Origin of the sequence: Clostridium ganghwense, from assembly GCF_026735165.1 — a bacterium.
In the GTDB taxonomy this organism is placed as follows: domain Bacteria; phylum Bacillota; class Clostridia; order Clostridiales; family Clostridiaceae; genus Clostridium_H; species Clostridium_H ganghwense.
The window spans coordinates 584,169-609,620 of the sequence record NZ_JAPQES010000001.1; the positions used below are offsets into that span (position 1 = coordinate 584,169).

Annotated in this window: 21 protein-coding genes and 1 other annotated feature; of the genes, 4 read left to right on the top strand and 17 right to left on the bottom strand. The window is 29.1% G+C overall.

Annotation, left to right across the window (positions count from 1 at the left end; all coding sequences use genetic code 11):
• Positions 1-3: 3 nt before the first annotated feature.
• From rpoN to OXH55_RS02590, 6 genes are all read right to left on the bottom strand, one after another.
• On the bottom strand, positions 4-1,365 hold the full coding sequence (rpoN, locus tag OXH55_RS02565; RefSeq protein ID WP_268049008.1) for an RNA polymerase factor sigma-54: 1,362 nt from the start codon (positions 1,363-1,365) through the stop codon (positions 4-6).
• Between the two features lie 204 nt (positions 1,366-1,569).
• A complete protein-coding gene (locus OXH55_RS02570) occupies positions 1,570-2,412 on the bottom strand; it encodes a DegV family protein (protein ID WP_268047905.1) in 843 nt (280 codons plus the stop codon).
• An 18-nt stretch (positions 2,413-2,430) separates the two neighbouring features.
• Complete coding sequence (locus OXH55_RS02575; protein ID WP_268047906.1) at positions 2,431-2,916, bottom strand: tRNA (cytidine(34)-2'-O)-methyltransferase; 486 nt, start codon at positions 2,914-2,916, stop codon at positions 2,431-2,433.
• Positions 2,917-3,066: 150 nt separating this feature from the next.
• Positions 3,067-3,888: a Cof-type HAD-IIB family hydrolase gene (locus tag OXH55_RS02580; protein WP_268047907.1), complete on the bottom strand. Its 822-nt coding sequence runs from the start codon at positions 3,886-3,888 to the stop codon at positions 3,067-3,069.
• A 200-nt stretch (positions 3,889-4,088) separates the two neighbouring features.
• A complete protein-coding gene (locus tag OXH55_RS02585; protein ID WP_268047908.1) occupies positions 4,089-5,222 on the bottom strand; it encodes a glycosyltransferase family 4 protein in 1,134 nt (377 codons plus the stop codon).
• A gap of 9 nt (positions 5,223-5,231) precedes the next feature.
• Positions 5,232-5,840 (bottom strand): hypothetical protein, encoded by a 609-nt coding sequence (locus OXH55_RS02590; protein WP_268047909.1) that lies wholly within the window; start codon positions 5,838-5,840, stop codon positions 5,232-5,234.
• Between the two features lie 158 nt (positions 5,841-5,998).
• On the opposite strand from OXH55_RS02590, the gene OXH55_RS02595 reads away from it, so the two are divergent.
• A complete protein-coding gene (locus tag OXH55_RS02595; RefSeq protein ID WP_268047910.1) occupies positions 5,999-6,400 on the top strand; it encodes a hypothetical protein in 402 nt (133 codons plus the stop codon).
• A 112-nt stretch (positions 6,401-6,512) separates the two neighbouring features.
• On the opposite strand, the gene OXH55_RS02600 is transcribed toward OXH55_RS02595, so the two are convergent.
• Genes OXH55_RS02600 through OXH55_RS02610 form a run of 3 tightly spaced genes read right to left on the bottom strand, consistent with a single transcriptional unit; the run spans position 6,513 to position 9,885 of the window.
• Positions 6,513-7,640 (bottom strand): glycosyltransferase family 4 protein, encoded by a 1,128-nt coding sequence (locus tag OXH55_RS02600; protein ID WP_268047911.1) that lies wholly within the window; start codon positions 7,638-7,640, stop codon positions 6,513-6,515.
• A 20-nt stretch (positions 7,641-7,660) separates the two neighbouring features.
• Complete coding sequence (locus tag OXH55_RS02605) at positions 7,661-8,338, bottom strand: hypothetical protein (protein WP_268047912.1); 678 nt, start codon at positions 8,336-8,338, stop codon at positions 7,661-7,663.
• A 53-nt stretch (positions 8,339-8,391) separates the two neighbouring features.
• Complete coding sequence (locus tag OXH55_RS02610) at positions 8,392-9,885, bottom strand: hypothetical protein (protein WP_268047913.1); 1,494 nt, start codon at positions 9,883-9,885, stop codon at positions 8,392-8,394.
• Positions 9,886-10,085: 200 nt separating this feature from the next.
• Between OXH55_RS02610 and OXH55_RS02615 the strand changes: the two genes are divergently transcribed.
• Genes OXH55_RS02615 through OXH55_RS02625 form a run of 3 tightly spaced genes read left to right on the top strand, consistent with a single transcriptional unit; the run spans position 10,086 to position 12,022 of the window.
• Complete coding sequence (locus tag OXH55_RS02615; RefSeq protein ID WP_268047914.1) at positions 10,086-10,562, top strand: DUF3794 domain-containing protein; 477 nt, start codon at positions 10,086-10,088, stop codon at positions 10,560-10,562.
• A 24-nt stretch (positions 10,563-10,586) separates the two neighbouring features.
• Positions 10,587-11,498, top strand: a complete 912-nt coding sequence (locus OXH55_RS02620) for a COG1361 family protein (protein ID WP_268047915.1) — start codon at positions 10,587-10,589, stop codon at positions 11,496-11,498.
• A gap of 50 nt (positions 11,499-11,548) precedes the next feature.
• Complete coding sequence (locus OXH55_RS02625; RefSeq protein WP_268047916.1) at positions 11,549-12,022, top strand: DUF3794 domain-containing protein; 474 nt, start codon at positions 11,549-11,551, stop codon at positions 12,020-12,022.
• A 184-nt stretch (positions 12,023-12,206) separates the two neighbouring features.
• Here the strand turns inward: OXH55_RS02625 and OXH55_RS02630 are convergent, their stop codons facing one another.
• The 8 genes from OXH55_RS02630 to OXH55_RS02665 form a co-directional block, all read right to left on the bottom strand.
• Positions 12,207-18,959 carry a DUF7507 domain-containing protein gene (locus OXH55_RS02630; RefSeq protein ID WP_268047917.1) on the bottom strand — a complete coding sequence of 2,251 codons (6,753 nt, stop codon included), beginning with the start codon at positions 18,957-18,959 and terminating at the stop codon, positions 12,207-12,209.
• A gap of 27 nt (positions 18,960-18,986) precedes the next feature.
• Complete coding sequence (locus OXH55_RS02635) at positions 18,987-19,487, bottom strand: hypothetical protein (protein WP_268047918.1); 501 nt, start codon at positions 19,485-19,487, stop codon at positions 18,987-18,989.
• A gap of 17 nt (positions 19,488-19,504) precedes the next feature.
• Complete coding sequence (locus OXH55_RS02640) at positions 19,505-19,987, bottom strand: DUF3794 domain-containing protein (protein WP_268047919.1); 483 nt, start codon at positions 19,985-19,987, stop codon at positions 19,505-19,507.
• 215 nt (positions 19,988-20,202) lie between these two features.
• Entirely contained in the window at positions 20,203-20,826 is a 624-nt protein-coding gene (nth, locus tag OXH55_RS02645; RefSeq protein ID WP_268047920.1) for an endonuclease III, read from the bottom strand.
• A gap of 194 nt (positions 20,827-21,020) precedes the next feature.
• Positions 21,021-21,731 carry a lysophospholipid acyltransferase family protein gene (locus OXH55_RS02650; protein ID WP_268047921.1) on the bottom strand — a complete coding sequence of 237 codons (711 nt, stop codon included), beginning with the start codon at positions 21,729-21,731 and terminating at the stop codon, positions 21,021-21,023.
• Positions 21,732-21,866: 135 nt separating this feature from the next.
• The gene (gene epsC / locus OXH55_RS02655; RefSeq protein WP_268047922.1) at positions 21,867-22,451 is read right to left on the bottom strand and encodes a serine O-acetyltransferase EpsC; all 585 of its coding nucleotides are present in this window, start codon (positions 22,449-22,451) and stop codon (positions 21,867-21,869) included.
• Positions 22,452-22,522: 71 nt separating this feature from the next.
• Positions 22,523-22,803: a binding site (T-box leader), on the bottom strand.
• A 97-nt stretch (positions 22,804-22,900) separates the two neighbouring features.
• Positions 22,901-23,614 (bottom strand): spore cortex-lytic enzyme, encoded by a 714-nt coding sequence (gene sleB / locus OXH55_RS02660; protein ID WP_268047923.1) that lies wholly within the window; start codon positions 23,612-23,614, stop codon positions 22,901-22,903.
• 164 nt (positions 23,615-23,778) lie between these two features.
• The gene (locus OXH55_RS02665; RefSeq protein ID WP_268047924.1) at positions 23,779-25,041 is read right to left on the bottom strand and encodes a magnesium transporter; all 1,263 of its coding nucleotides are present in this window, start codon (positions 25,039-25,041) and stop codon (positions 23,779-23,781) included.
• Positions 25,042-25,452 lie beyond the last annotated feature (411 nt).

Here is a 25,452-nt window from a genome sequence, read left to right on the forward strand (position 1 = left end):
TCTTTAAAATCTTTTTCTTTTACTTGATGATTTTATTCCCATTTCTTCTCTATATTTGGCTATGGTTCTTCTTGAAATATCAATATTTTTTTCCTTTAATAATTGACAAATCTTTTGATCTGAAAGAGGTTTCTTTTTATCCTCATTATTTATAACTTCTTGTATTTCCTTCTTGATTATCTTTGTGGATACATCTTCAATACTATCAACTCTTGATATACCTGTTGTAAATAAGTCTTTTATTTTTATTGTTCCTTTATCTGTATGAATATATTTCTCTCTTATGGCTCTACTAACAGTAGATTCATGTATTTCTAAATTATCTGCTATTTCTTTTAATGTCATAGGTTTTAAATACTCATCACCAAACTCAAAATAATCCTTTTGAATTTCTAATATCTTTTCTAATATGTTATATATTGTGTTTTCTCTTTGATTAATACTCTTAATTAAAAAAACAGCACTATTTAATTTCTCTTTAACAAACTTTACAGTTTGTTTATCATCTTCATTATTTATTATTTTCTTATATAATCCATTTATATTAAGTTTTGGTATAGTACCATCATTCATTATTATATGGTATTCTCCATCTATCTTTTTTATATACGCCTCTGGAACTATATATTTTGTTTCTTCCCCAGTATAAAATCCTCTTGAGGGTTTAGGTTCTAAAGTCTTTATAATATCTCCATACTCTTGCGCTTTTTGCACAGTTATTTTTAATTTTTTTGCAATAACATTATATTTATTCTCAGCTAAAAGTTCTAGATATTCATCTACTATTTTGAAAATATTCTCATCTTTCAAATCCTTTTCAATTAACTGAATTTTTAAACATTCTTTAATATCTCTAGCTCCTATTCCAGTAGGTTCAAGAGATTGTACAATTTCTAGGCACCTCTGTGATAATTCTTGTGAAATCGTCAATTCCTCTGCAATATCTTCTATGCTAGTTCCTAAATATCCTCTTTGATTTATATTTTCAACTATATACTCACACATAGATTTTATATAATCTGTTTCATTTAGGTCTATAATTTGCTCCTTTAAAAACTCTTTTAATGACTTTTTAGCACTAATAAAATTAAAAGGAGATACTTCTTCATCATCTCTATGATAACTACTGTGTCCATAATTATCAAATTCAAGATGTTTTATAAGTTTCTTATAATCGATTTCATCCTGTGCCTTATCATTATCATTTTTCTTATATTCCGCATCCAATACAGGATTTTCTTGAAGTTCTTTTTCTATATATGTTTGAATTTCAAAATTAGACATTTGAAGTAATTTTACAGATAATTGCATTTGCTGCGTCATTATTAGTTTTTGTTCTTGGGTTAAATTTAACTTAAACTCCATCTTCATCTCTTATCACCACTTTACATATAGTACATTAATAATATTATATCATAGATTTAAAATATAAATATATATATTTTTTACAACATTCCCCATTTTATTAATTTTTACAATCCTACTTTTTAAATATTTAAAGAAAACACAAATATAAACATAGTATATATTTGTGTTTTTTGTAAATTTTGATTCTTTTTTAGTATGGAATTAATTGCATTTTTCTATATAAGCTATACCACAAGCATCTGGTCCTGAATGTGTCCCTACTACGCATCCTACTTCACACTCAATATAATTACATTCTCTCTTATTTAACTCATCTCTAAGCACAGGAAGAATGTCTTGATTATCTATATGAAGTAATATGCTAGTTTCTTCTTCATTTAACCCACTTGTTTCTAATGCTCTTAGAATAGTTTTAATTGCTTTCTTTGTTCCTCTCACCTTATCTATAACTGCCATTTCTCCATCTACAACTGCTAAAATTAATTTAATCCCCAGAAAACTTCCAATAACTCCAGCAGCTTTGGAAAGTCTTCCTCCCTTAACTAAGTTATCTAAACTTGAAAAGGCATAAGCATTTTTTACATGTGGAATAGTTTCCTTTATTTTTTCTTCGATTTCATATATATTGTATCCTTTTTCTTTTAATTCTGCAGCCTTCATAGCAAGTAATCCTAATCCAGCTGTAACATTCAAACTATCTATTACTACTATATCGTCAGTACCTATCATATCTTTTGCAATACAAGCTGAATTATATGTTCCGCTCATTTTAGAAGAAATGTGTATAGAAACTATTTTATAGCCCTCATCTATATATTTTTTATAACATTCATAAAATCTATACGGGGTAATTTGAGCAGTAGCTGGCAAAATATCACTATCTTTTATTCTTCTTAAGAATTCATGGATATCTATATCAACCCCATCTAAATAGCTTTCTTCTCCAAAACTAACTATTAGGGGCATAACATCCAAACCATATTTTTCTACCATTTCTCTATTTAAATCTGCTGTACTATCTGTAATAATCTTAATCTTCTCCATTGCTTCCCCCCCTTTTACTTATTTCATTCCTGGAAAGCCTAACTGTCTAATTGCTTCATAAGCCACAATTGATACAGTATTTGAAAGATTTAAAGATCTTGTTGTTGTACTAACCATTGGAACTCTAATACGATTTTCAACATATCTATCTCTAATATAATCAGGAAGTCCCGAAGATTCTCTTCCGAAAACTATAAAGTCTCCTTGTTTATACTTTGCTTCGTCATGATGATACTTACTTTCTTTTGTGGTTGATAAGTAAATTGTAGCATCTGGATACTTTTCTAACATATCATCAAAAGATTCATGTATTTCTAAATCCAATAATGGCCAGTAATCTAGTCCTGCTCTTTTTACCTTTTTATCATCTAAAGTAAATCCTAACGGCTTGATTAAGTGTAGTCTACAATTAGTTAGCACACACGTTCTTCCAATATTCCCTGTATTTTGAGGTATCTCTGGTTCAAATAAAACTATATGTAAATTCGGTTTATCTATTTTCATTTTTCATTTCCTCCTTATCCAAATACCACACATTATATATTACCTTAATTGACATATAAGGTAAAGTACACAAAATAACAAATTCAGTGGGTAAAAAACATTCCCACTGAAACAATAAAATTATTTAACTATTATACAACTAGTCTAACCTTATAAAACAAATTTTTCAATAGCTTTTGCTACACCATCATTATTATTTGTATCTGTAACATACTTTGCATTATCTTTCACATAATATTCTGCATTTCCCATTGCTATTCCCATTCCTACATATTGCAGCATGGATAAATCATTTTCTCCATCCCCCATACAGATTACTTCCTCTCTACTTAATCCATAAAATCCTGCTAATACTTCTACTGCTTTTCCCTTTGAAGAACCCTTTTTCATTATTTCAAAATTATTCAGGCTTGAACTAACCACTTCAAATTCTCCTAAAGCCTTTATCTCTTCCTTAGCTTTTCTTATTCTATCATAATCTTCACTAAGACATATAGCCTTAACAATTTTATCTTTATCTCTTTCAAAAACACCTTGAAAATTAGCAGAAACCTCTAAATTAATCTTCCTATCTTCTGGTAAATCTTCATTTAATTTATAGTAAGGATATTCTTTTGGAAAAGGCTTATTAGAAATAACTGTATCATATGTATTAAAACAATTGAAAAAATTATATTTCTCTATAATTGACCATATTTTTTCGCAATTTTCTTTTCCTAATAAAGCTTCATATATAACATCGTCTTTATCTTTTTCTCTAATATAAGCACCATTTGATGCTATTATAGGAGCCTCGACTCCTAAAATTTCAGCATAATATTTTGCTGAAGTAAATAATCTTCCAGTAGATATAGCTATTTTTACTCCTTTATCATGAGCCTTCTTTATAGCTTCTTTATTTCTTTCACTAATTATCTTATCATCATTTAACAGTGTGCCATCCATATCTAAACATATCATTTTATATTGCACTTTTATCTCTCCTTTTACTTCTGTTACTACTTAATATGTGAAATTTCTACACTTTCAATTATTAATTATAGCACAAATATCCAATTAAAAATTCCCTGATTTCCCAGTAAATGTAACAATAAGTAAAAAAGCACATAATGCATTATACCACTACATGCTTTTTATTTATTGTTGATAAATAATCAATTTTAAATATATTTTTAATTTATAACCTTTTTATAGAGATGAACTGTTTTTTCAACAGCAGTATTCCATTTATATATCTCACTTTGCCTCTTCCCTGCTTCAGCAACATTATTTCTATAGTTATCATTCAATAACATCTCTAATATAGTATCCTTCATATATACTTCGTCATTAATATCTACTAAAATTCCACCATCTCCTACTACTTCTCTAAATAATAAATTATTATTACATATTACAGGAGTTTTGCAAGCCATAGCCTCTAAAACAGATAAAGAGAAACCATCATATTCGGATAAATTTATTAAACACTGAGCTGCATTATAAAAATAAGGCATATTTTTATAATCAACAGCTCCTTTAAAAATTATAGAATCCTCAATATTCAAGAACTCAGCTAAAATTTTTAATTTAGAATAATACTCTTCTCTTTTCCCATCATACTTTCCTATTATTACAAGCTTCATATTCTTTGTATAATTATATTCTTTTAATCTCTTAAAAACTTTGAACAGTGTATGTAAATTTTTTCTTGGATGTATACTACCTACATAAAGTAAAAAATCTTCTGTAATATTATAATTGTCTTTTAATATATTCTTACACAGTCCATAATCTATATGTTGAAAATAATTTGAACATCCTGGGTATATCACTTCTATCCTATCTTCATTAACATTAAATTGTTCAATTATTTGATTCTTTATGAAATTAGAAACTGCTATTATCTTATCAGATTTGTCTATAGCATTTGGAAATACAGTCATAAATTTTTCATAATACTTTTTATCTGTGTATGCCATATTAATAATAGGTAATAAATCATAAACTGTACTAATATTTTTACATTCTTTATTAAATGGAATACTAAAACCATTATTTATAGAATGGTATATCTGTACTTTTTCATTTTTTATATGCTGTTCTAATTTACTATAGTCATTTTTATGTCTACTTAAATTTAAGTTGAAATATGATAGGTTGTTCATTTTCTCCAAAGGAGAACTATATATAGGATTATCCCATATTATTTGACACTCTAATTCTGGATATCTTGCAAACAAATTATTTAAAAATTCGTAAGTATAAGAATATAAACTTGTACCTTGCAGCATACTCAATCCTATTCCATCAACACATATATTCATTTAATCACCTCATATAAACTCTGCTTCAATATCAACTAACCTTCTTTCTTTTATTTCTTTGTAGTCTACGTTTTCTCTGGATATACCTATCTCCTCAATTACTTCTTCCTCAAAATTTTCTTGAATTTTTTCGTAATTATTTACACTTTCAATTTTGTCTTTGCAAGTACTTTCTTCCTTGTAATGTACATTAACTAAATAAACTATATGACTATATATCTTTCTATTATCTATTAACTCAAAATATGCATCTACTATTTGCACATTTACATTTCCAATTTCTTTTTTATCTGGTAATTCTACGAATGTATTATAGGGTAATTCTAAATTTACTATATTTACTTTCTGTGAATGTCCTTTTTCAGCATAATTTATCTTTATTTTCTTTACTCCATCAAGAACTACTACTCTTCCTACAGGTATATTAACCTCTCTTTTGGAAATCAAATTTACATCAAGTACAATCTGATATATATTTTTAATATTTGGATTATGCTTAGGAATAAATATATTTTCTACTTCTGAATATTCTACAACTTGACTATTTTGTATTTTATGGGGCAATTGTTCCTCTGGAGTTATCCCAACAATATCAATGTGATTTCTTATAATACCCATAATAAAGTTTACTCCTTACAAATCAATATAATAGTTTCTATATTAAATTTATTAACTGCATTAATAATTTATTCGAATTATAATTAAATGCATAATATGGAATATATCCAAATCTTCCTTAGTAGAATATACAGATATATATTAAGAGGAGGATTTTTATGGGTGCTCGTTTAACAAAATATGAATTTTGTCCAAAACCAAACGAAGAAATTGAAGCAATCATTACTATAAAAAAAGAATGCAGAGCTGCGATTCATGGAATAGTTGTAGATTGGAAAAACAAGCCAGTAAAAGATGCTGTAGTTAAATTATTTGAAAAAGAAAAAAAAGATTGTGGATGTGCTTTAAAACCAATTACTCATACTTTTACTGACGAATGTGGTCAATTTTTATTTGGTCCACTGGATCATAAAAAATGTTATGTAATTAAAGCATGGTTCTCTCATCCTGTTTGCAGTAGAGAAGTAGTAATTAATGCTAATGATTCAAATGAACCTTGTGAAACAAAAGAAGATTGCGTTGTTTCAAATTTAAACGTATTTGAAGATGAAGAAAACTAAATAATCTTAATTTTTTAATATGCAGATAACTGAAAAAAATTAAGTTGTCTGCATATTAATTATTTTACATGAAAACTACTTTTAAAATGTATTTTACCTTATAGTATTGAATTTAATAAAATCCTTCATAAGCTTGTATAGTTTTTAGTATGTTTTTATCCCATCTATATTTCTTTACTTGTTCTCTTTGTTTACTCAAAACCTTTTCTCTATAGCTATCATTGTATATAACTTCAACCACACCTTCAAAAATATCTTCTTTATCATTTGCATCTACTAAAATACCTGCTTCATCAAGAACTTTTCTAAAAAGAGTTTGCTTATTACATACAACTGGTGTTTCACATGCCATAGCCTCTATTGTAGATAATGGGAATCCCTCATACTTTGATAAATTAACTACACATTTAGCTTTACTATAAAAATAAGGCATGTCATCATATTCTACACTCCCTACAAAAATTACAAACTCCTCTAATTTAAGTGTTTCTACTAATTCTTTAAGTTTTAAGTAATATTGTCTTCTCTTATTATTACAATTGCCTACTAATACAAGTTTTAAATTATTATTACTGTATCTATTGATATCTTTAAATACTTTGATTAATTTCTCTAAATTTTTTCTTATATGTATGCTTCCTGCATAAAGTATATAATCACCTTCTATTTTATATTTACTCTTTAATATATTTTCACAGCTTTCTTCATTCTTATGCTTGAATATATCTGAACAACCTGGATAAATTACATCTATTCTTTTTTCTGGTATATCAAAATTATTTTGTATAATCTCCTTTATATACTCAGAAACTACAATAATTTTATCAGATTTCTCCACAGCATTTGGAAATACATCATAAAACTTTTTTAAATACTTATCATCAACATAACTGCTGTTTATTAATGGCAATACATCATGTACTGTTGTAATATAATTACAAACTTTGTTTTGTGGAATACTAAAACCATTATTAGGAGAATGATATATATTAACTTTATTACTCAAAATATAACTTTCAATATTTTGTAAATCATTTTCTTTTCTATTTATCTTTAAATCTACATATGAAACGCTAATATTTTTTCCTATTTTAACTTTTTCTTTAGAGTTATCCCACAATAACTCATAGCTTGGTTGAGGATACATACTAAATAAGCCCTTTAATAGTTCATAGGTATAAACTCCTATACCCGTTTTTTTAAGATGGGTTAAACCTAATCCATCGATACAAATTTTCATAATATAATATCATCTCCTCTCTATAAATATTCTGAATCAATATCAATTAATTCACTCTCTTCTTTAGTTTCTTTTTCTTCAAAACTAGTATTTACTGTAGATAAACTATCTGATAATGCTACTAATTCATTAACGGGTTCATTAAAATATTTCTCCTCTGTTTCATTACTATTTACTAATGTAATATAATCTTTATATTGATAATTTTCCTTATTATTTCCACAATTTTGTCCATTTAAATCTAAGGATGTATTTTTTTTACCACCATAATAATGTACATCAATAATATATACAATATTGCTATACAATTCCTTTTTACTAATGAGTTGAAAATAAGCATCTGCAATGTATATCCTTATACTTTCTATTTCATCTTTTTTATCTTCTATATCTATAAAAAAATTATATGGACTTTTAAGCTCTAGAACTCCCACCCTGTCATCCTTATCATAATATAGTATCTTTATTTGTTTAAGTACATCTATAACTACTAATTTGTTCAATGGAGTCTCTATAACTCTATTAGACTTTATATCAACCTTAATAACAATTTGATATATATTTTTTATATCTACATTATCTTCAACAAGAATTTTTTCTGCTTCAGAATTTCGGATTATTTGTCCTAATATTTCTCTTGGTAGTTCATTTTCTGGAGTTATACCTAATATATCAATAAAGTTTCTAACAACTCCCATGCCCTAATACCTCCAATATATTTTATCTCTATATTAGATTTATTAAGAAATTTTTATATTATTCTTGGTCTGTAACTAAGTTTAATATTATTTGAACTAGTATTAGTAATCTGTGTTATTGTTTCATCACAAATTGTAAATACGTAAATGTTGTAGTAATTGAGCTTATTAGAAGAAAAATATATTTGTGTAGATTCACTATTCCATGCAAAATCTCCTATTTTCACACCAAATTCATTATCAATCTTAATATATATTTTCTTAACTAAATCATAAGCATATATATTTTCTATTCCCATTCTTACTCCTATAAAAGCTATATATCTACTATCTGGTGAAAATCTTATATTTTTTATGTGTAATTTTTCTTCAGAAATCCCAATAGACTCCTTATTCAAATTTGATATGTCTATAATATAAATCTCATCTCCATTCTCCATAGAACCCAAACAAAAATTACCCTGTTTTCCTTTGCCGCACTCTTTTGAAGAAACATAAGCAACAGCAGTACTATCATTCTGCCAATCAAAATATTTCACATTTCCTGAAGAGGTTATTTTATTTGTGTCAAGTCCATGTGTATTCATTATATAAAGATTGCTATCATCACACATAGTTTTAATATAACCAACTTTGTTGCCGTTGGGTGATATTTTAACATTAAAATTCTTCCATCCCCTTTTACTGTAAGTTAACTGTTTCCATTGACATGTACTAATATCAATATAAAAAATTTCTTTTTTCCCTTCTAAATATGCTGAAAAAAATATTTCATTATCATTATTCCCCCATGAAAAACTAGTTATAGCATTAAATATATATGGATCAGTTATTTTTCTTACCTTTCTACTTGAAATACCTGTTATGCATAAACTACTACTGTATTTATCGTAACAGATATACCCAATTTTCTGTCCCGATGGAGACCATTTTGGCCTTAATATTTTACAATTATCACAAGCTGCTATTTCTTTCTTTTTAGTTCCATCATCATATTCTATATATAATTTACTTTTATTACAGTTATAATCTTCTGAATGACATAACACATAAATAGGATATAACTTCAATTCAATAAACAGTATTATATTCTTAAATATAGTTCTATCATCAATTTTTTCAGCAAAATTCCCCTCTACAATAATCTTAGGAACAAGATATTTAAGTTTTATTAAATCCTCAACCTTAGAACCATATATTAAATAAGGAATAACTATATATGTGCTTTTATAGCATTCATTTTCTACAACATGAACAGACTGGACAGCTGATTTTGAAATATACATTATTTTTTGTTTTAATTTTATTTCAATAGAAAGCTTTTTACCTGATAGATGTTGACCTTCATAGGATGTACCTTTAGGTGAATTAATTACCCTTAATGAAACAATTTCTGGTTCAACTATAACAGAAACAATTTCCTCTACATCAGGTTTTGCATCTGGAACTTTAACTTTATCCTCACAACTAAACTGAGTAAAAAGTAACTCTTTTTCATGACAGCATTTATTATAAGTTCCTTTTATTGTTCCGCATTTAATTTCCATATCATTACTTTCCTCCAAACATTTCTCAATCTATACACTATATTCAATAACACTTTATTTTATTTGTATAAAATAAATGCTTGTACTTTTTACAACTATTACCATTTTAAGGTTATTTTATTTTTAAATCTATCATATCTATTTATGGTGAGATATTTAAATAACATATATCTCCATATAACTATTTTAAGGAGGTTCTTATGGCAAGTATTGTAAAAAATTTAATTGAATACGTTGGCATAGTTGATCCTGAACAACTACCTGAACAAATGACTTCATTTAAACAGCTAACTGTTCAAGAAAATTTAACTATCCCTTCTGCAAAACCTGATATAGAACAAATTGTAAGGGTTATGGCAGAAGCTGTAATTACAAGTACAAAAATTATAGAAACACCTATAGGAAAATCTAAAGAAGGGCAAATTTTAACAGGTAGAAAAATCATAATTGAAGGTATGCTTAATCAAAAAATAGAATATGTTGCTGATGAACCAACTCAATCAGTACATGCTGCTCATTTCAAAGTACCTTTCAGTACATTTATTGTACTTCCTGAAGATTTTGAAGATGGTACTGTTGTAACAATTATTCCATATATTGAAGATATCTATGTAAAACAGGTAACTAAGAGAGATATCTTCAAAAATGTAACTTTACTTCTTGATGCAATATATTAGTTATTATTTAAGGAGGTGCCATATATGAGTAATGTAGTACGTCAAGGTGTAGAAGGAATCGGTATATCTCCTTCTTTACCAACTCTTTGCGCTGATGCATATTTTACTGAAGTAGCTATACCTGAAACTGTTATTATTCCTGATCAAAAACCTGACATGGAAGAACTTCTTTCTGTAATGGTAGATGCCAAAATAGTATCTCTTAGAATTATTAAAACACCCGAAGGTACATCACAGGAAGGTCAAACTCTTACTGGTAGAAAACTAAGCATTGAGCTCGAACTTAAGCAAAAAGTAAAATATATAGCTGACGAACCTTCTCAATCTGTTCACGCTGCTCATTTTGAGAACAAGGTTAGTAGTATTTGGGTTGTTGTTCCTAAAACTATTAATATAAAAGGTAAGGACGTGCCAATTGAAACTCTACTATTACAGGGGAAATTATCAGTTACTCCATATATTGAAGATATTTATGGAGAACAACTAGATAAAAGAACAATATTTAAAAATATTACTGTACTGATAAATGTAACCTTTAATTCTTGCGAAGCAAACCTTATTTTAGTAAAATCAGGTCCAAGTGAAGTAACTACAGGCACTACCTACACCTATACAGTAACAATTGAAAATACAGGACAAATAAATGCAAGAAATGTAATTTTCAAAGATACTCTTACAGGTGGTTCATACACTTATCAAAATAATTTCACAGTAAATGGTGTTGTTGTAGCAGGTGCAGATCCATTCTCTGCTGGCGGAGTACCACTTGATGATATTCCACCTTGTGAGACTGTTACAATAACATTTGATGTTCAAGGTACTGAAGTAGCAACATTAGAAAATACAGCAAATGTAACCTATGAGTATAAGGTATGTTCAACTGAAACCAGAACAGATACTAGCAACACAGTATCTACTGAAGTTGTAGCTCCATAGAATAAAAAACTGTTTACTTTTTAAAAATTTTCCATGCAAGGAGGGTTAAAATGGGAAGTGTTGTAAAAGGATTAATAGACTATTCAGGTATAGCTGATATTTTTCCTAAAGATCCAAAATGTTTCAAACAACTAACAGTTCAAGAAAACTTAATCATACCTAGTGTTAAACCAGATATTGAGCAAATTGTAAGAGTAATTGCAGAGGTTATAATTACAAATACAAGAGTAATAAAAACTCCTGTATCCATATCATCTGAAGGTCAAATTTTGACAGGATGGAAACTAATTGTTGAAGGCGAATTGAAACAAAAAATTGAATATGTAGCAGATGAACCTACTCAATCTGTTCATGCTGCTCACTTTACAGTACCATTTAGTACCTATATAGTACTTCCAGAAGATTTTAATGAAGGATGTCTTATTAATGTAGTGCCATACATTGAAGACATTTATGTTCAGCAAATAGATAAACGAACTCTTTTCAAAAATGTTGTTCTTTTCCTTGATGCAACATGTTGTTAATAATAACTACTTTTTGTTGAATAATTCATTTTTGTTTATAAATTATTCAACAAAAATATATAAAAAACTTTATACTAATATTGTATGTTCAAGTACTCAGTTTTGATATACAATGTTTAAATAGTTTTATATAAAATAATCAACAATTTATTAATGGGTGTCTTAAAAGACACCCATTATATTTTTAACAAACTTTTTTAGCTTCTACAATTAACGTAACGTTTTTAAATATTCTTCTCTTATCTATTAACCTAACAAACACATCTTCGACTATTCCCTCTACCTTAAGCTGTATACATTTCTTATAATCAGCAGGTAATACAATAAATGTACTAAATGGCACATCAAACTCTGCTGCATGTACAGACTGGGTAGGTTCATCTGCAATATAAACAATTTTTTGTTTCAACTTACCCTCTACAATCAATTTCCATCCCGTTAGTGTCTGTCCTTCATAAGATGTTATGATTGAAGTTTTTATTAAATTTGTATAGGTTATTTCAACATCTACAATTACTTCTAATATCTCTTCCATATCTGGCTTTTGACTTGGTATTATTAAATTTTCATCTACACTAAACTGCTTAAACATTCTAACATCTACATAAGTTATTACTTCATTACTTTCTATACTTATCTTACGCTGTGTTTCAATAATATAAGTTCCATTAATAGTAGCTTTATTTATTAATTTTGGTGGACATGGTTTAGATACTATTTTTACCTGGAAAGTTATTGTTTTAGATTCTCCTGGTTCTATACTTCCAAGATTTACATTTTGTACTGGTTGACTTCCTACTAATACAGTTCCCTCTGGTATTATATCATTGAAAATAACATTATCTATAGTTATATCTCCAGTATTTTTTATAACTACAGTATAAGTTAAAATATCTCCTACATTAGCCATATCTTTATCTACTGTTTTTATAGCTTCTAATTGAACTTTTACTAATTCTGTTTCTACTGGATTACTGGTTACAGGATCTCTTGGTTGCAACTGACCATCTAATTCAACATCAAAAGTTACTAATGCAGTATTTTCTGCCTTTGGTTCATTAGGTGGTTCTGGTATAGCTACAACTTTTACATTGAATTTAATAGTAACTATTTGACCAGGTACTATACTTCCAATATCTACTCCTTCTTCTGGACTAGAATCTACTTGAACTCCATCTACTGTTAAGCTTCCTTCTACAAACTCTGTTCCATCAGGAACATTATCGCTAAACACTACATTTTCAGCTGTTACATTACCATTATTTATAATTGTTACTGTATAGTGTAGTATATCCCCTATAGTTGCAACTGCTTCCTCTACTGATTTTATTGCCTCTATTTTTATTAATTTTACAGGTGTAGTCACTTCGTCTGTAACAGGATTTCCTTCTCTGATTGGTCCACCTGGGAATAAACTATATGAAGGTATAGCCACAGCTGCATTTGTTATTTCCGATGGAGAAGGTGGTAAACTTAAAATCTTAACTTTATAGCTAAATATTACTGAAGATTGTGGTGACATTCCTGTTATATCTACATCTATTAAAGTACTATCAGGTACAGTGTTATTAGTTACTGTAGCTGATCCACTTATTAAATTAAAGCTTCCTGTTACATACTGCGTTACTGCTGGTAATGTGTCTGTAAATTTAATATCAACCGGTACCGTTGATTTATTTGTTATTTGAACTGTATAAGTTAAATTCTGTCCTACCTCTACAAAAGTTTTATTTGATGTTTTAAGAATTTCTACTTCTATCTCTTGAACAGTTGTAGTTACTACATTACTTGGTATATCTGTTTTACTTAAAGTAGGTGGCAATTGTGGATCTAAACTATATTTAAAGTTTGCATGGGCTATATTATCTATTTTACCTGATTGAGGTCTACTAATTACTTCTGCATCAAATTGTATTGTTACAACATTAGGATTTGCCCTTACAATGCTTATCTTTACATAACTTGGGTTTGTTCCTGTTACAGTGTCCCCTATCTGTTGTGGAGTAACTACTAATGTTCCAGGTACAAACTGCAAATCAGAAGAAAGTATATCTATCACTTCAACATCATGTGCATCTACTGTTCCTGTATTTTCTACAGTCACTGTATAAGTTATAATATCTCCTACTTCAGCAAACTCATCTGATACTGATTTTGTTAATTTTATTTCCGCAATTTCTACTTGAGTATTTACCACATTGCTATTCTCTGGCCCTGCTGGTTGTCCTGGTCCTGGTTCATTTGGGTCTAATTTAAAGTTATAAGTTACTGAACCCTCATTTGGTATATTTACAGCACTTGTCAAATCTGGATCTATCCTTACCTTAAAACTAGCTACAACCTGGCTATTACTTGGAATAGTTCCTATAAATGCCCCAGGGAATACAGTAGGATTCTGAGTAGGATCAAGTGAAAATGAACCTTGAACAAAGGTAGTATTTGCAGGTAGTGGATCATATAAATATACATTTGTTATAGGAACACTACTTTGGTTGTTTATTGTAAATGTGTATGTTAATTCCTCTCCAGGCTCTGCAAATAATTTATTAACTGCTTTTGTTAAACTAACTTTTATCTCCTCTACATTTAATGTGAACGTATCCTCAGCTTGACCTGTTTTTGTTTCTTGACCTATTTGATAATTAAAATCTACTGTAACTGTATTGTCTAACTTTTTATCTGGAGGTAGTGATGTAATATCTACATCATAAGTTATTGTTATTGATTCATTTGGCTGTAATGTTGTGTTTAAAGGTATATTAGTTATATCTGGACTTGTATATCCAGGTGGTTGTATAGTATCATTAAGATTAGTAAGTGTTACAGGTACATTTCCAGTATTAGTTATCTCTACTTCATACGTTACTGTATCTCCTACTTTTGCGTACGTTATATCTCCCATAGTTCCCTTATTTACATCTATCTTACCTTCTTGAACTATAGTAGTTACTTCTTCACTTTCAACAGGTGGTTTTGGATCACCATCTACTGTATAAATAGCAGTTGCACTATTTTTTATTTCATATGGCGCAGGTGGTAGAGTATCAACGCTAACTTCTATGTTAATATCTACAGTTGCGCCTATCGGTACAGGATTTACCACTATCGTTACATTTTTTCCAATTACTTGTTGGGATACTTTAGTTGCTCCAACTACCGTTGCATTTACAAAGCTTGTTTCATTTGGTATAGTATCATTTATTTGTACATTTGTCAGGTCTACTTGCCCATTGTTAGTTATACTTATTGTGTAAATTAAATTTTCTCCTAGTTCTACAAATTGAGGTGCACTCTTAGTAATTATTAAAGATGCTACATTAGTTTCTACAATATTACTGTCTCTTGTTTCAGTTCTAGGAGGTTCATTTGGATCTACTCTATAAATAAAATCAACAGTACCTTGATTTGTAATAGGATTTTGTGTTATTGATTCTACTTTTACTTTAAATGTTATAGTTATTTTATTTAATGGTTTAAACTGACCGTTTACTATAACTTCTACTCTTTCTGGTGGTATAGCTATATATTGTTTTGATATAGTCGGAGCTGGAATTATATTTGTAGTTACATTAAGTGAGTTTGCTACATAACTTGTTCCAGTTGGTATTAAATCAGTAAACGTTACAGTATCTATATTTACTGTTCCTGTATTTGTTATCTCTACTGTATAAGTTAATATATCTCCTACTGCAGCATTTTGTTTATCAACATCTTTTACAACTGAAATATCTGGTGTTTGTATATTTACTGTGTACGAATCTTGTTCTTGACCAGTTACTGTTTGCTGACCTACTTGATAATTAAAATCTATTGTAACTGTATTGTCTATTTTAGGGTTTAATCCTGGAGGTACAGCTGTAATATCTACATCATAAGTTATTGTTGTTGACTGTTGTGGCTGTAATGTTATATTTAAAGGCATATTAGTTGTATTTGGATTTGTATATCCTGGTGGTTGAATAATATCATTAAGATTAGTAAGTGTTACAGGTACATTTCCAGTATTAGTTATCTCTACTTCATAAGTTACTGTATCTCCTACTTTTGCATTTGATATATTTCCCACAGTTCCCTTAATTACATCTATCTTACCTTCTACAACAGTACTTGTTGCTGTGTCTATTACAGGTGGTTTTTCATCACCATCAACTGTAAATATTGCAGATATAAAGTTTGTTATTTCATATGGGTCAGGTGGTAAAGTATTCACTTTAACAGTTATAGTAACAGTTACTGTAGAGTTTATCGGGATAGAGGCTACTTGTAACGTTATTATTTGGCCTACTTGACTTATAAAAGTTGCTCCAGTTACACTTACAAAACTTGTTCCAGGTGGTATAGTATCTATTAATTGTACATTTGTTAATGGTACTTCACCATTATTAGTCAAACTTATTGTATAAGTTAAGTTTTCACCTAGTTCTACAAAAGGAGGAGCAGTTTTAACAACTTGTAACGATGCTATATTAGTTTCTACAGTATTACTATCTTCACTTTCAGTTCCAGTACTTTGTTCTCCTATTTTGTAAATATAGTCAACTGTTGCATGATTTGGAGTAGGGTTTGGTGGTATTGAATTTACTTGTACCTCAAATTCTATGGTTATTGTCTCTGTCGGTGTATCTGGGTCTGGTGGTATTGGATCTAATTCTCCTATCACTGTAACTTCTACTCTTGCTGGTGGTGTAGCTATATAGTTTGCTGTTATAGTAGGCGGTGGAGATATATTTGTAGTTACATTAAGGGAATCTGGTACATAACTTGATCCAGTTGGTATTAAGTCAGTAATATCTACTTGTGTTATTGTTGTATTTCCTGGGTTTGTTATATCTATTGTATATTTTAATATATCGCCTATTGCTGCATTTGCTTTATCAACACTTTTTTCAACTAAAATATCTGGTAATACAATTTTAGTTGTAGCTGAATTACTTTCTGGTGATGTTAGTGAAACTGGTTGTTGAGGATCAAATAAATTTACATAATTAATAGTTGCTTCATTTATAATTGTTTCAGGAGGTACAACAATACTTCCTTTGTGCGTAGCATTAACAGTAACTATAAGTGGATTTCCTAGTACCGGTGGAGGTCCTGCAGGTATTGATAAACCTAATAAACCAGGTTGAAATATTATTTTTTTATTGATAGTATCGATTGTTGGTGGTGGTAATGGTGGTGTTGTAATTGGTGTTGTAGTAATAATAAAGCTAGTACTATCAAAATAGTCAAACAAATTTGGGTCAACAAGTTCTATGTCATATGCTGGTTGATCTCCAAAATTTGTAATAGTATAAGTGAATACTACGGTACCACCTGGTTCTATAAAGGTTTGAGTAGAACCATCAACTTCCTTCTCTACTAATAAAAATGGGGAATTAGCTGGTAAAACTGCTAGTGTAGTACAAGTATCTAATATATAAGGATTTTGATCAGTAGCAAAAATTTCATCTGAGTAAGTTGCAGTAAAATCTATAGCAAAGGCTCCGGGACTAATTGGAGTATAATTTAAAACATCAAATGTTATTGTATCTCCTCCATCTAAAGTTATATTGCTCCAAGTTAAAGTATCCCCTATAATACTAGTTGGTGCTATACTAAAATTGCTAGGAGTCATTCCTGAAAGTAATGTAACTGATATGGTTGCATTTTTAGCTTGAGCTCCACCAATATTTTTAATTGTAAAAGTTAAGTTTTTAGGATTCCCATCAGCTACTATAGCATTGGGGTTTATTGTTAAATCTATAAATGGTTTTGTAACTGATAAAAATACTGAATTTAATACGAACTTAGTATACATATCTTCTTGATCATCGGTATAAGGTATCTTAGTTTCGTATGAATGACCACCTTGATATACTATTGCTCCTGAACCATTAGCATTTGGGTCAAATATACTTCCTTGATATTGACCTGCTACCATTAAATCATATTGTATACTATTTTCTATAAAATATGCCAATACATCAGTAAGTGGTTTATAGCTTGTTAAACTATTTTCCCAAGTCTGTACACTTCCTCCTGGTAAATCTTGAGGGTCATCTGTTGGCACAGCTTGAAGAAGTGGATTTGTAGCTTCTGATGTGTTTATAAAGAAGTCATCACCTTTGTTTTCATCAATAATACCACTAGTAGTTAAAAATAATGCATTATCTTCTATTGATGGTATAGATTCACACATAGAATGTAAAATTCCACCAAGCCTAATGAATTCATCTAAATTTGGTAAAGTATTTGGATTATCAATCCAAACGCCTTCACTTGTATGAGGTGATATAAATATATCATAAGCTAACTTTTGACAGGTTGTTTGATATGTGTTACCAAAGAAAGCTCCATTAGCAATTTCATCCTCGTCTAATATACTTATATTATTACTAGTCCACTCAGGTACCGTTGTATAAGTTCCAGATAAAGCATAATAATCAGGAAGTCCTGCTGCATCTAAATAATCTCTAACAATACCATTATTGTTATCTTCAACAGAAATTCTTGGTGGTCTTATGAGTTTTGCTATTGTATTTATTGTAGCTTGATTGACAAGCTCATGAATAGTTACTACAGTATTTTTTTTAGGATCAGGGTCAGGATCAGTGTTAGCAGTAATCCAAGCATCTATGAGAGTTTTTGCATATGCTAAATCATCTGATTGTATAATAAATGGTCCTCCACTATACGCTCTAGCTGCAGGACCATCAGCAGTATTATACCCTCTAGTGGTTGCTGTAAAATCAACAGTTGTAAAAGCTGTTTTATTAGGATCTATAGCCCAATAAACATAAATAGGTTCATAATTAGGATCAGTATTTATTATATTTTCATAAAGCAGTCTAAAAATTAAGCCATATGCTTTATACATACCATTATCTTGATAGGTTGCATCCATTGGTACAATTAAAGTCCCAACTGGAAATGTTACTGGTACTGGTTGATAAGCCATCTTGTTTTTCTCCTTTCTTTTTTATATCTAGCAAGCAAAGGTTACATCTATAAGCAATGTTATATTTTTAAAAATAGTTCTATTATCTTTTTGTTCTGCATATATATCTTCTATATATGGGGTAACTATTATCTTATTAGCCTTCAAAAGCCTCTCAATTGGAATATTGTTAACATACTTAGGAACAATAACAAATACACTTTGCATAACATCTTCATAGTGAGCGGCATGGGCAGGTTGAGTTGTTTCATCAGCTACATATGACACTTTTTCCTTAAGCTTAAGTTCCATTATTAATTTTTTCCCACTTAAAAGCTGTCCTTCAAAGGATTTTGCACATGGAGTATCTGCAAGACGCATGGATACTATTTCTGGTTCAACCATAATAGATATTACTTGTTCTATATCTGGTTTTTGTGGTGGTATCTTTATAATTTCTGGGATAGATATTTCAGTAAAATACATAGGCTTTTCTGGTAGCTCACTTGCAACTCCTAATGTGCTTATAGGTTCTTTCTTTTCTTCCATAAACTTTTTCCTCCCTTCTATAGAACACGTGCAACTAATAAAATAGTTGTATTTTTAAATATTTGCCTTTTTCCAATCTTCTCTGCATAAATATCTTCAATATATCCCTCTATACTTACGCATGTGCCTTCTTCATAATCTGGAGGAAGCACAATAAACACACTTATAGGCACATTAAAATGAGCTGCATGGATAGGTTGAGTAGCTTGGTCTGCTACATACTGTACCACTTGTTTTAATTCACCCTCTATAATTACCTTCCATCCTGTTAATCGCTGCTCATCTAAAGAAATTGCAACAGGAGTCTTTATAACTTTTGTACTTGTTATAACTAATTCTGATTTAACCTTTACAATCTGTTCTATATCTGGCTTAGCTGTAGGTATGTCCAATGTTTCTTGAACATTAAACTCTTTAATTGGTGCATATTTTTCAGTAAATTGTGGAATAAAGTCAGCTACTCCATCATACTCTACTAAATTTTTTACTATACTTGCCATTTAATCACTTCCTAAAGTTTTTTCAGTATTGATAGGCTTTAAAAATATCTAATTTAAGAATATTTTTTAAATATTCTTAAATTAATCGCTCATTATAATATATTCTCTCAAAATCCTTATGTTACATTGAAAGTTACACAAAAAACAATAGCAGCCAGTTTATGTATAAAAACTATAAACTGGCTGCTAAACAAACCCTAATTCCATTTTAAATATTAAAATCGTTGCTCACAATATGGAGCTATAGGACAAGTTTTACATTCTGGCTTTCTTGCCTTACATATCTTTCTTCCATGCCATATAATATAATGGTGTGCATCACTCCACATATCTTTTGGTATATTCTTCATAAGCTGTTTTTCAACTTCATTAACATTTTTTCCATTAGCAAGTCCTATCCTATTTGATACCCTAAACACATGAGTATCTACTGCAATAGCAGGTACTCCAAAAGCATTAGAAAGTACTACATTAGCAGTTTTTCTTCCAACTCCAGGAAGATTTATTAACTCCTCCATTGTGCTTGGAATTTTACCGCTATACTTATTTAAAATAGTATTAGAAGCAGCTAAAATATTCTTGCTTTTATTTCTATACAATCCACAGCTTTTTATTTTCTCTCCTAACTCACTTTCATTTAAAGTTATCATTTTTTCTGGAGTATTATACTCCTTGTATAACTCATTTGTAACCAAATTTACTCTCTCATCTGTACATTGAGCAGATAATATTGTTGAAACTAATAATTCATAAGGAGATTTAAATTCTAATCCACATTTAACACCTTTATAAGTTTTACTTAATATATCAAGTACTTTTTTTATATTATCTTTTTTCATACTTTATCACCTACATCCAATAACTATTTAGTATATTTATTTTTATTAACTAAGATTTATTTTACCATAAAATAAAAAAAATAATCTATTCCTATAGATTTAAGGTATAGACTATTTTTTATATCATACTTTACAATTATCATACTTGGATAAAAGTATATACTTTTTTATATTATCACATTTATATTTTCTTCTTATTTTTCTTTTAAATACTCTCCTCTATATTCTACTGGTAAAAGTTCTGCTATCTTTCCCATTAAAAAATTAAGAGCTCTTTCATCATACTCTTTACTTACCTCTTCTCTTTCTTTCTTAGGTAAATAAAATGGTTTACCTATCTTAACATTAATATCAGAATAATTGAACTTTTCTTTTTCCATTTTACCTTCTTTATTTATAGGTAAAAGTTTTTCTGTTCCAGTCATTCCTATAGGTACAATAGGTACTTTACACATTCTTGCAATTAAAATTATTCCTCTTTTAGCTTTAATTAATTTACCAGTTCTGCTTCTTGTTCCCTCTGGAAAAATAAGCATACTTCCACCATTCTTAATAATAGAAATAATTCTTTTTATACCTTCTTTATCAGCAGAATTGGGATGAATTGGCGTTGTCTTAACTATACTTACTCCCATACTAGTAAGAGAATTACTATTTAACTTAACACCAGCAACAAAGGTCACATCATCATCTTTAATAGCTCGTTGTAAAATTAATGCATCTGAATTACTTAGATGATTACATACATATATAACTGGTTTTTTTAAATCATTTAAATTTTCTTGATTTTGTACTGTTATATTAGCATATTTATCTACATACCCATTTATTAACTTATAAGCTACAAACTTAACCAAGCTCTTTGGAAGATATCCTATAAGTTTAGTCATAGCTGGTGATATCATAACTTAATTCCACCTTTCTTACTGTTCTCCTTAGTATACTATACCATAAGTTTAAACTTTTAAAAAGTATATCATCACATTGTTTTCAATAAGTGGAATTAATTCCAATATAAATAAATATTTTCTACTCTTATACTAACTATTCATACATTTACTTATTTCTTTATTTTCATATTCATCCATTTTTATTATATTGGAACTTCTCTTTACTACTTTACCTGGTATTCCAACTACTGTTGAATTTTCTGGTACCTCTTTAAGCACTACTGAATTTGCTCCTATCTTTGAATTATCTCCTATGAATATAGGCCCAAGAACTTTGGCTCCAGAACCAATAATAACATTGTTTCCAACAGTAGGATGTCTTTTCCCTGTCTCCTTACCAGTTCCCCCTAATGTAACGCCATGATATAGAGTAACATTATCTCCAATCTCTGCTGTTTCTCCAATTACTACACCCATCCCATGGTCTATGAAAAATCCCTTACCAATTTTAGCACCAGGATGTATTTCTATTCCTGTGAAAAATCTTCCTAATTGTGATATTAGTCTAGCTAAGAAAAATAATTTTTTATTATATAATACATGAGCTATTCTATAAAATATTATTACATGTACTACAGGATATAAAATTATTACTTCTAAGCTGTTTCTAGCTGCTGGATCATTTTTAACTATATTGTCTATATCGTATTTTAGTGTTTTAAAAAATTTAAGCATTTTTCTCCCTCCATAAAATTAATTAAGCTTTAATTTAAATTTATATATAAAAAAAGCCTTGTCTCTATACTTATAGAGACAAAGCTATACTCTGCGGTTCCACTCTAATTGGATACATATATCCCAACTTATTTTCAAGCACTGTTCAATTAACTATCCACTATCAATCTTTAAGTATCAATTGAATGAATGCTCTATCACTATAACGGGTGAACCCGCTGCAGCCTACTATTATATTTCGGTGCAAAACTCCAAAGGGCACTTCACATAAACTCAATATAGAAATCTCACAGCTTTTGATTTCCTCTCTGAATATCTAATTTACGCTACTTTCCTTCTTCTCAGCATTTCTTACTATTTTACTATGAATTATACTTTTATTATATGAACTTAAGAAAAGATTGTCAACCATTTTATCCAAAGTATTTTTTTACTTTATTGGAACTTACCTACCTGCAAAACCTATGTTTACCTATAACTTTGATAAGTGGCCTAGACCAAATCCATGCGCTAGTTGCTGTTACCGGATTAAAATAGTATATTGCTCCTCCAGATGGATCCCATCCATTTAAAGCATCTCTTGCAGCTTTAATTGAATTCGGCTTCATTTCTGCATGTACCTGCCCATCAACTATAGCAGTAAAAGCTCCTGGTTGATATATAACTCCCGCAATAGTCGATGGAAATTTAGGATTTCTAACTCTATTTAAAATCACAGCTCCTACAGCAACTTGACCTTCGTAAGGTTCTCCTCTTGCTTCTCCATTAATAAGTCTAGCAAGCAGATTAACATCTTTATCATTGTATGCTGAACTTGATGAAGGTCTTGACTCTGGATTGATTTTATTAGGATTTATTCCTAAAGCACCTAAAGTTTGATTTCCTACTATTCCGTCAACGATAAGCCCATTTTTTCTTTGAAAATATTTAACTGATGTATAAGTCTGATACCCATATATACCATCTATACCTTTTGTATAATATCCCCATCTTTTTAATTTAGTCTGAATTTCTTTAACTACTTCTCCTTTAGAACCATACCTATAGCTTACAGTATCTATAACATTAAAATAAGGATAAATACATTCTGTTACAGTACCATATGTAAGTAATAATGCCATTACTAGAACACTTATTCTTTTAAGTCCTAGTTTATTCCTCATTTATAGTCACACCTCCAAAATAAATATAGTCATATTGCTATACTTATTTTGTGCAACTTTTATAAAAATACACTCAATAAATTAAGTGGAGAATTTAAAATTAATAGTGAAAAATAATAATATTTTCACTCTCAACTCTTAATTCTCCACTTTCAAATTCTCTTTTAAACCGCTTTTTTAAATTTTTTCTTTAATTTCTCCGAAAAAACCTCTTCTATTATATCATTTATAATAACTATTCCCTGTAACTTTTCTTCGTTATCTATAACAGGAATTGTTATAAGATCATATTTGATAAATTTTGTAATAGCAGTTTCTAAATTTTCATCATCAAATAATTTTATAATTTCCCGTTTCATAATATCTTTTAACTTTGAATTAGGATCTGCCAAACCTAGTTCAAAGAAGGATACCACACCTTGCAGCTTTTCATGTTGATCTACTATATAGATATAATGTGATATCTTTTCTTCAGGTTTTATTTCCTTTAAAAGCTCTAAAGTCTCTGCTGCTGTTATATTTACATTAAAAGCCACATAATCCGTATTCATTATACTTCCTACAGCTTCATCCTCATATTGCATAAGATCTCTAACTTTTTCTTCATCCTCTGTTTCTAAATTTACAAGAAACTTTTCAGCAGTTTCTTCGTCTAGTTCTTCTAAAATATCTGCTATTTCATCATTTGACATATTATTTAAAATCTCTGATACTTTAGATTGATTCATAGTTTCTAGTATATCTGCTTGAATTTCTGGGTCGATTTCTTCAAAAGTATCTGCAGCTAAATGTTCATCCAAACTCTCTAATATCTTATTTCTGTATTTTAAATCCACTTCCTCTAAAATATCAGCAATATCCGCTGGGTGTAGTTCAGATATCTTTCTGTAAGGTACCGCAATCTTCAAACTATCCTCTACCATTTCTAGAGACTCAACATCATCCCACATTATGACTTTATCTTGCGGTTGTTTATTCAATAGTTTAAAGAAAACTTTAATAAATTTCTCTAAATTATACCTTCTACTTAAAGCTAAAAATCCTGTTTCAACAGCTATTACTCTAATTTCTCCAGAAATATCAGCTATTCTTAAATCATTAACTCTTACCACTTTTTTGCCATTAACGTCTACGATTTGTTTGTCTAGTAAGTGCTTAGATAAAAGATAAGAATATGCTCTTGGGATTATATCCTTGACCATTCTAACTTTTATATATATCTTACCATTATCGTCATAGAATTTAATATTACGAAATTCATAGTTATTAACTTCACTACCTTTTTTAATCTTGTATCCTATGGCTTTAGGATATCCATTACCAGTGGTTACATATATGTCACTTAATTTTCCTATGCAGTCGTCATATTCATCGTAAACATTTCTATGAAGTACTTCACTTAAATAGAAACTATTTAGCTTTTTCATGGATATTCCTCCCTTAATATATAGAGAAAACCCATAAACAAGTTAACAATTAAAAGTTGACAATTGACAGCTATTTATACTTTTAATTAAATTCCTAACTATCAACTCTCAACTTTCAACTGTTAACTCAAAATAGCTTTCTCTATATATATTATTCAATTTTAAAATATTATTGGATCTCCTACTAAGGGGATCACCTTCCATTAACTGTCACCTCTTTTCAAAATAAAAAAGCCTTTTGGGGCTCATCTTAATATTAAAATCAACTCTGTTTTAACTACATAAAGTTTTTACAAATACCATCTAAATTTTATCTCTTCACTATAAATTATATTACAGTTTATTCAAAATGCAACTGTATTTAAGCAAATTACTTAAAATTATTTACTTAGAATAAAATATATCTATATT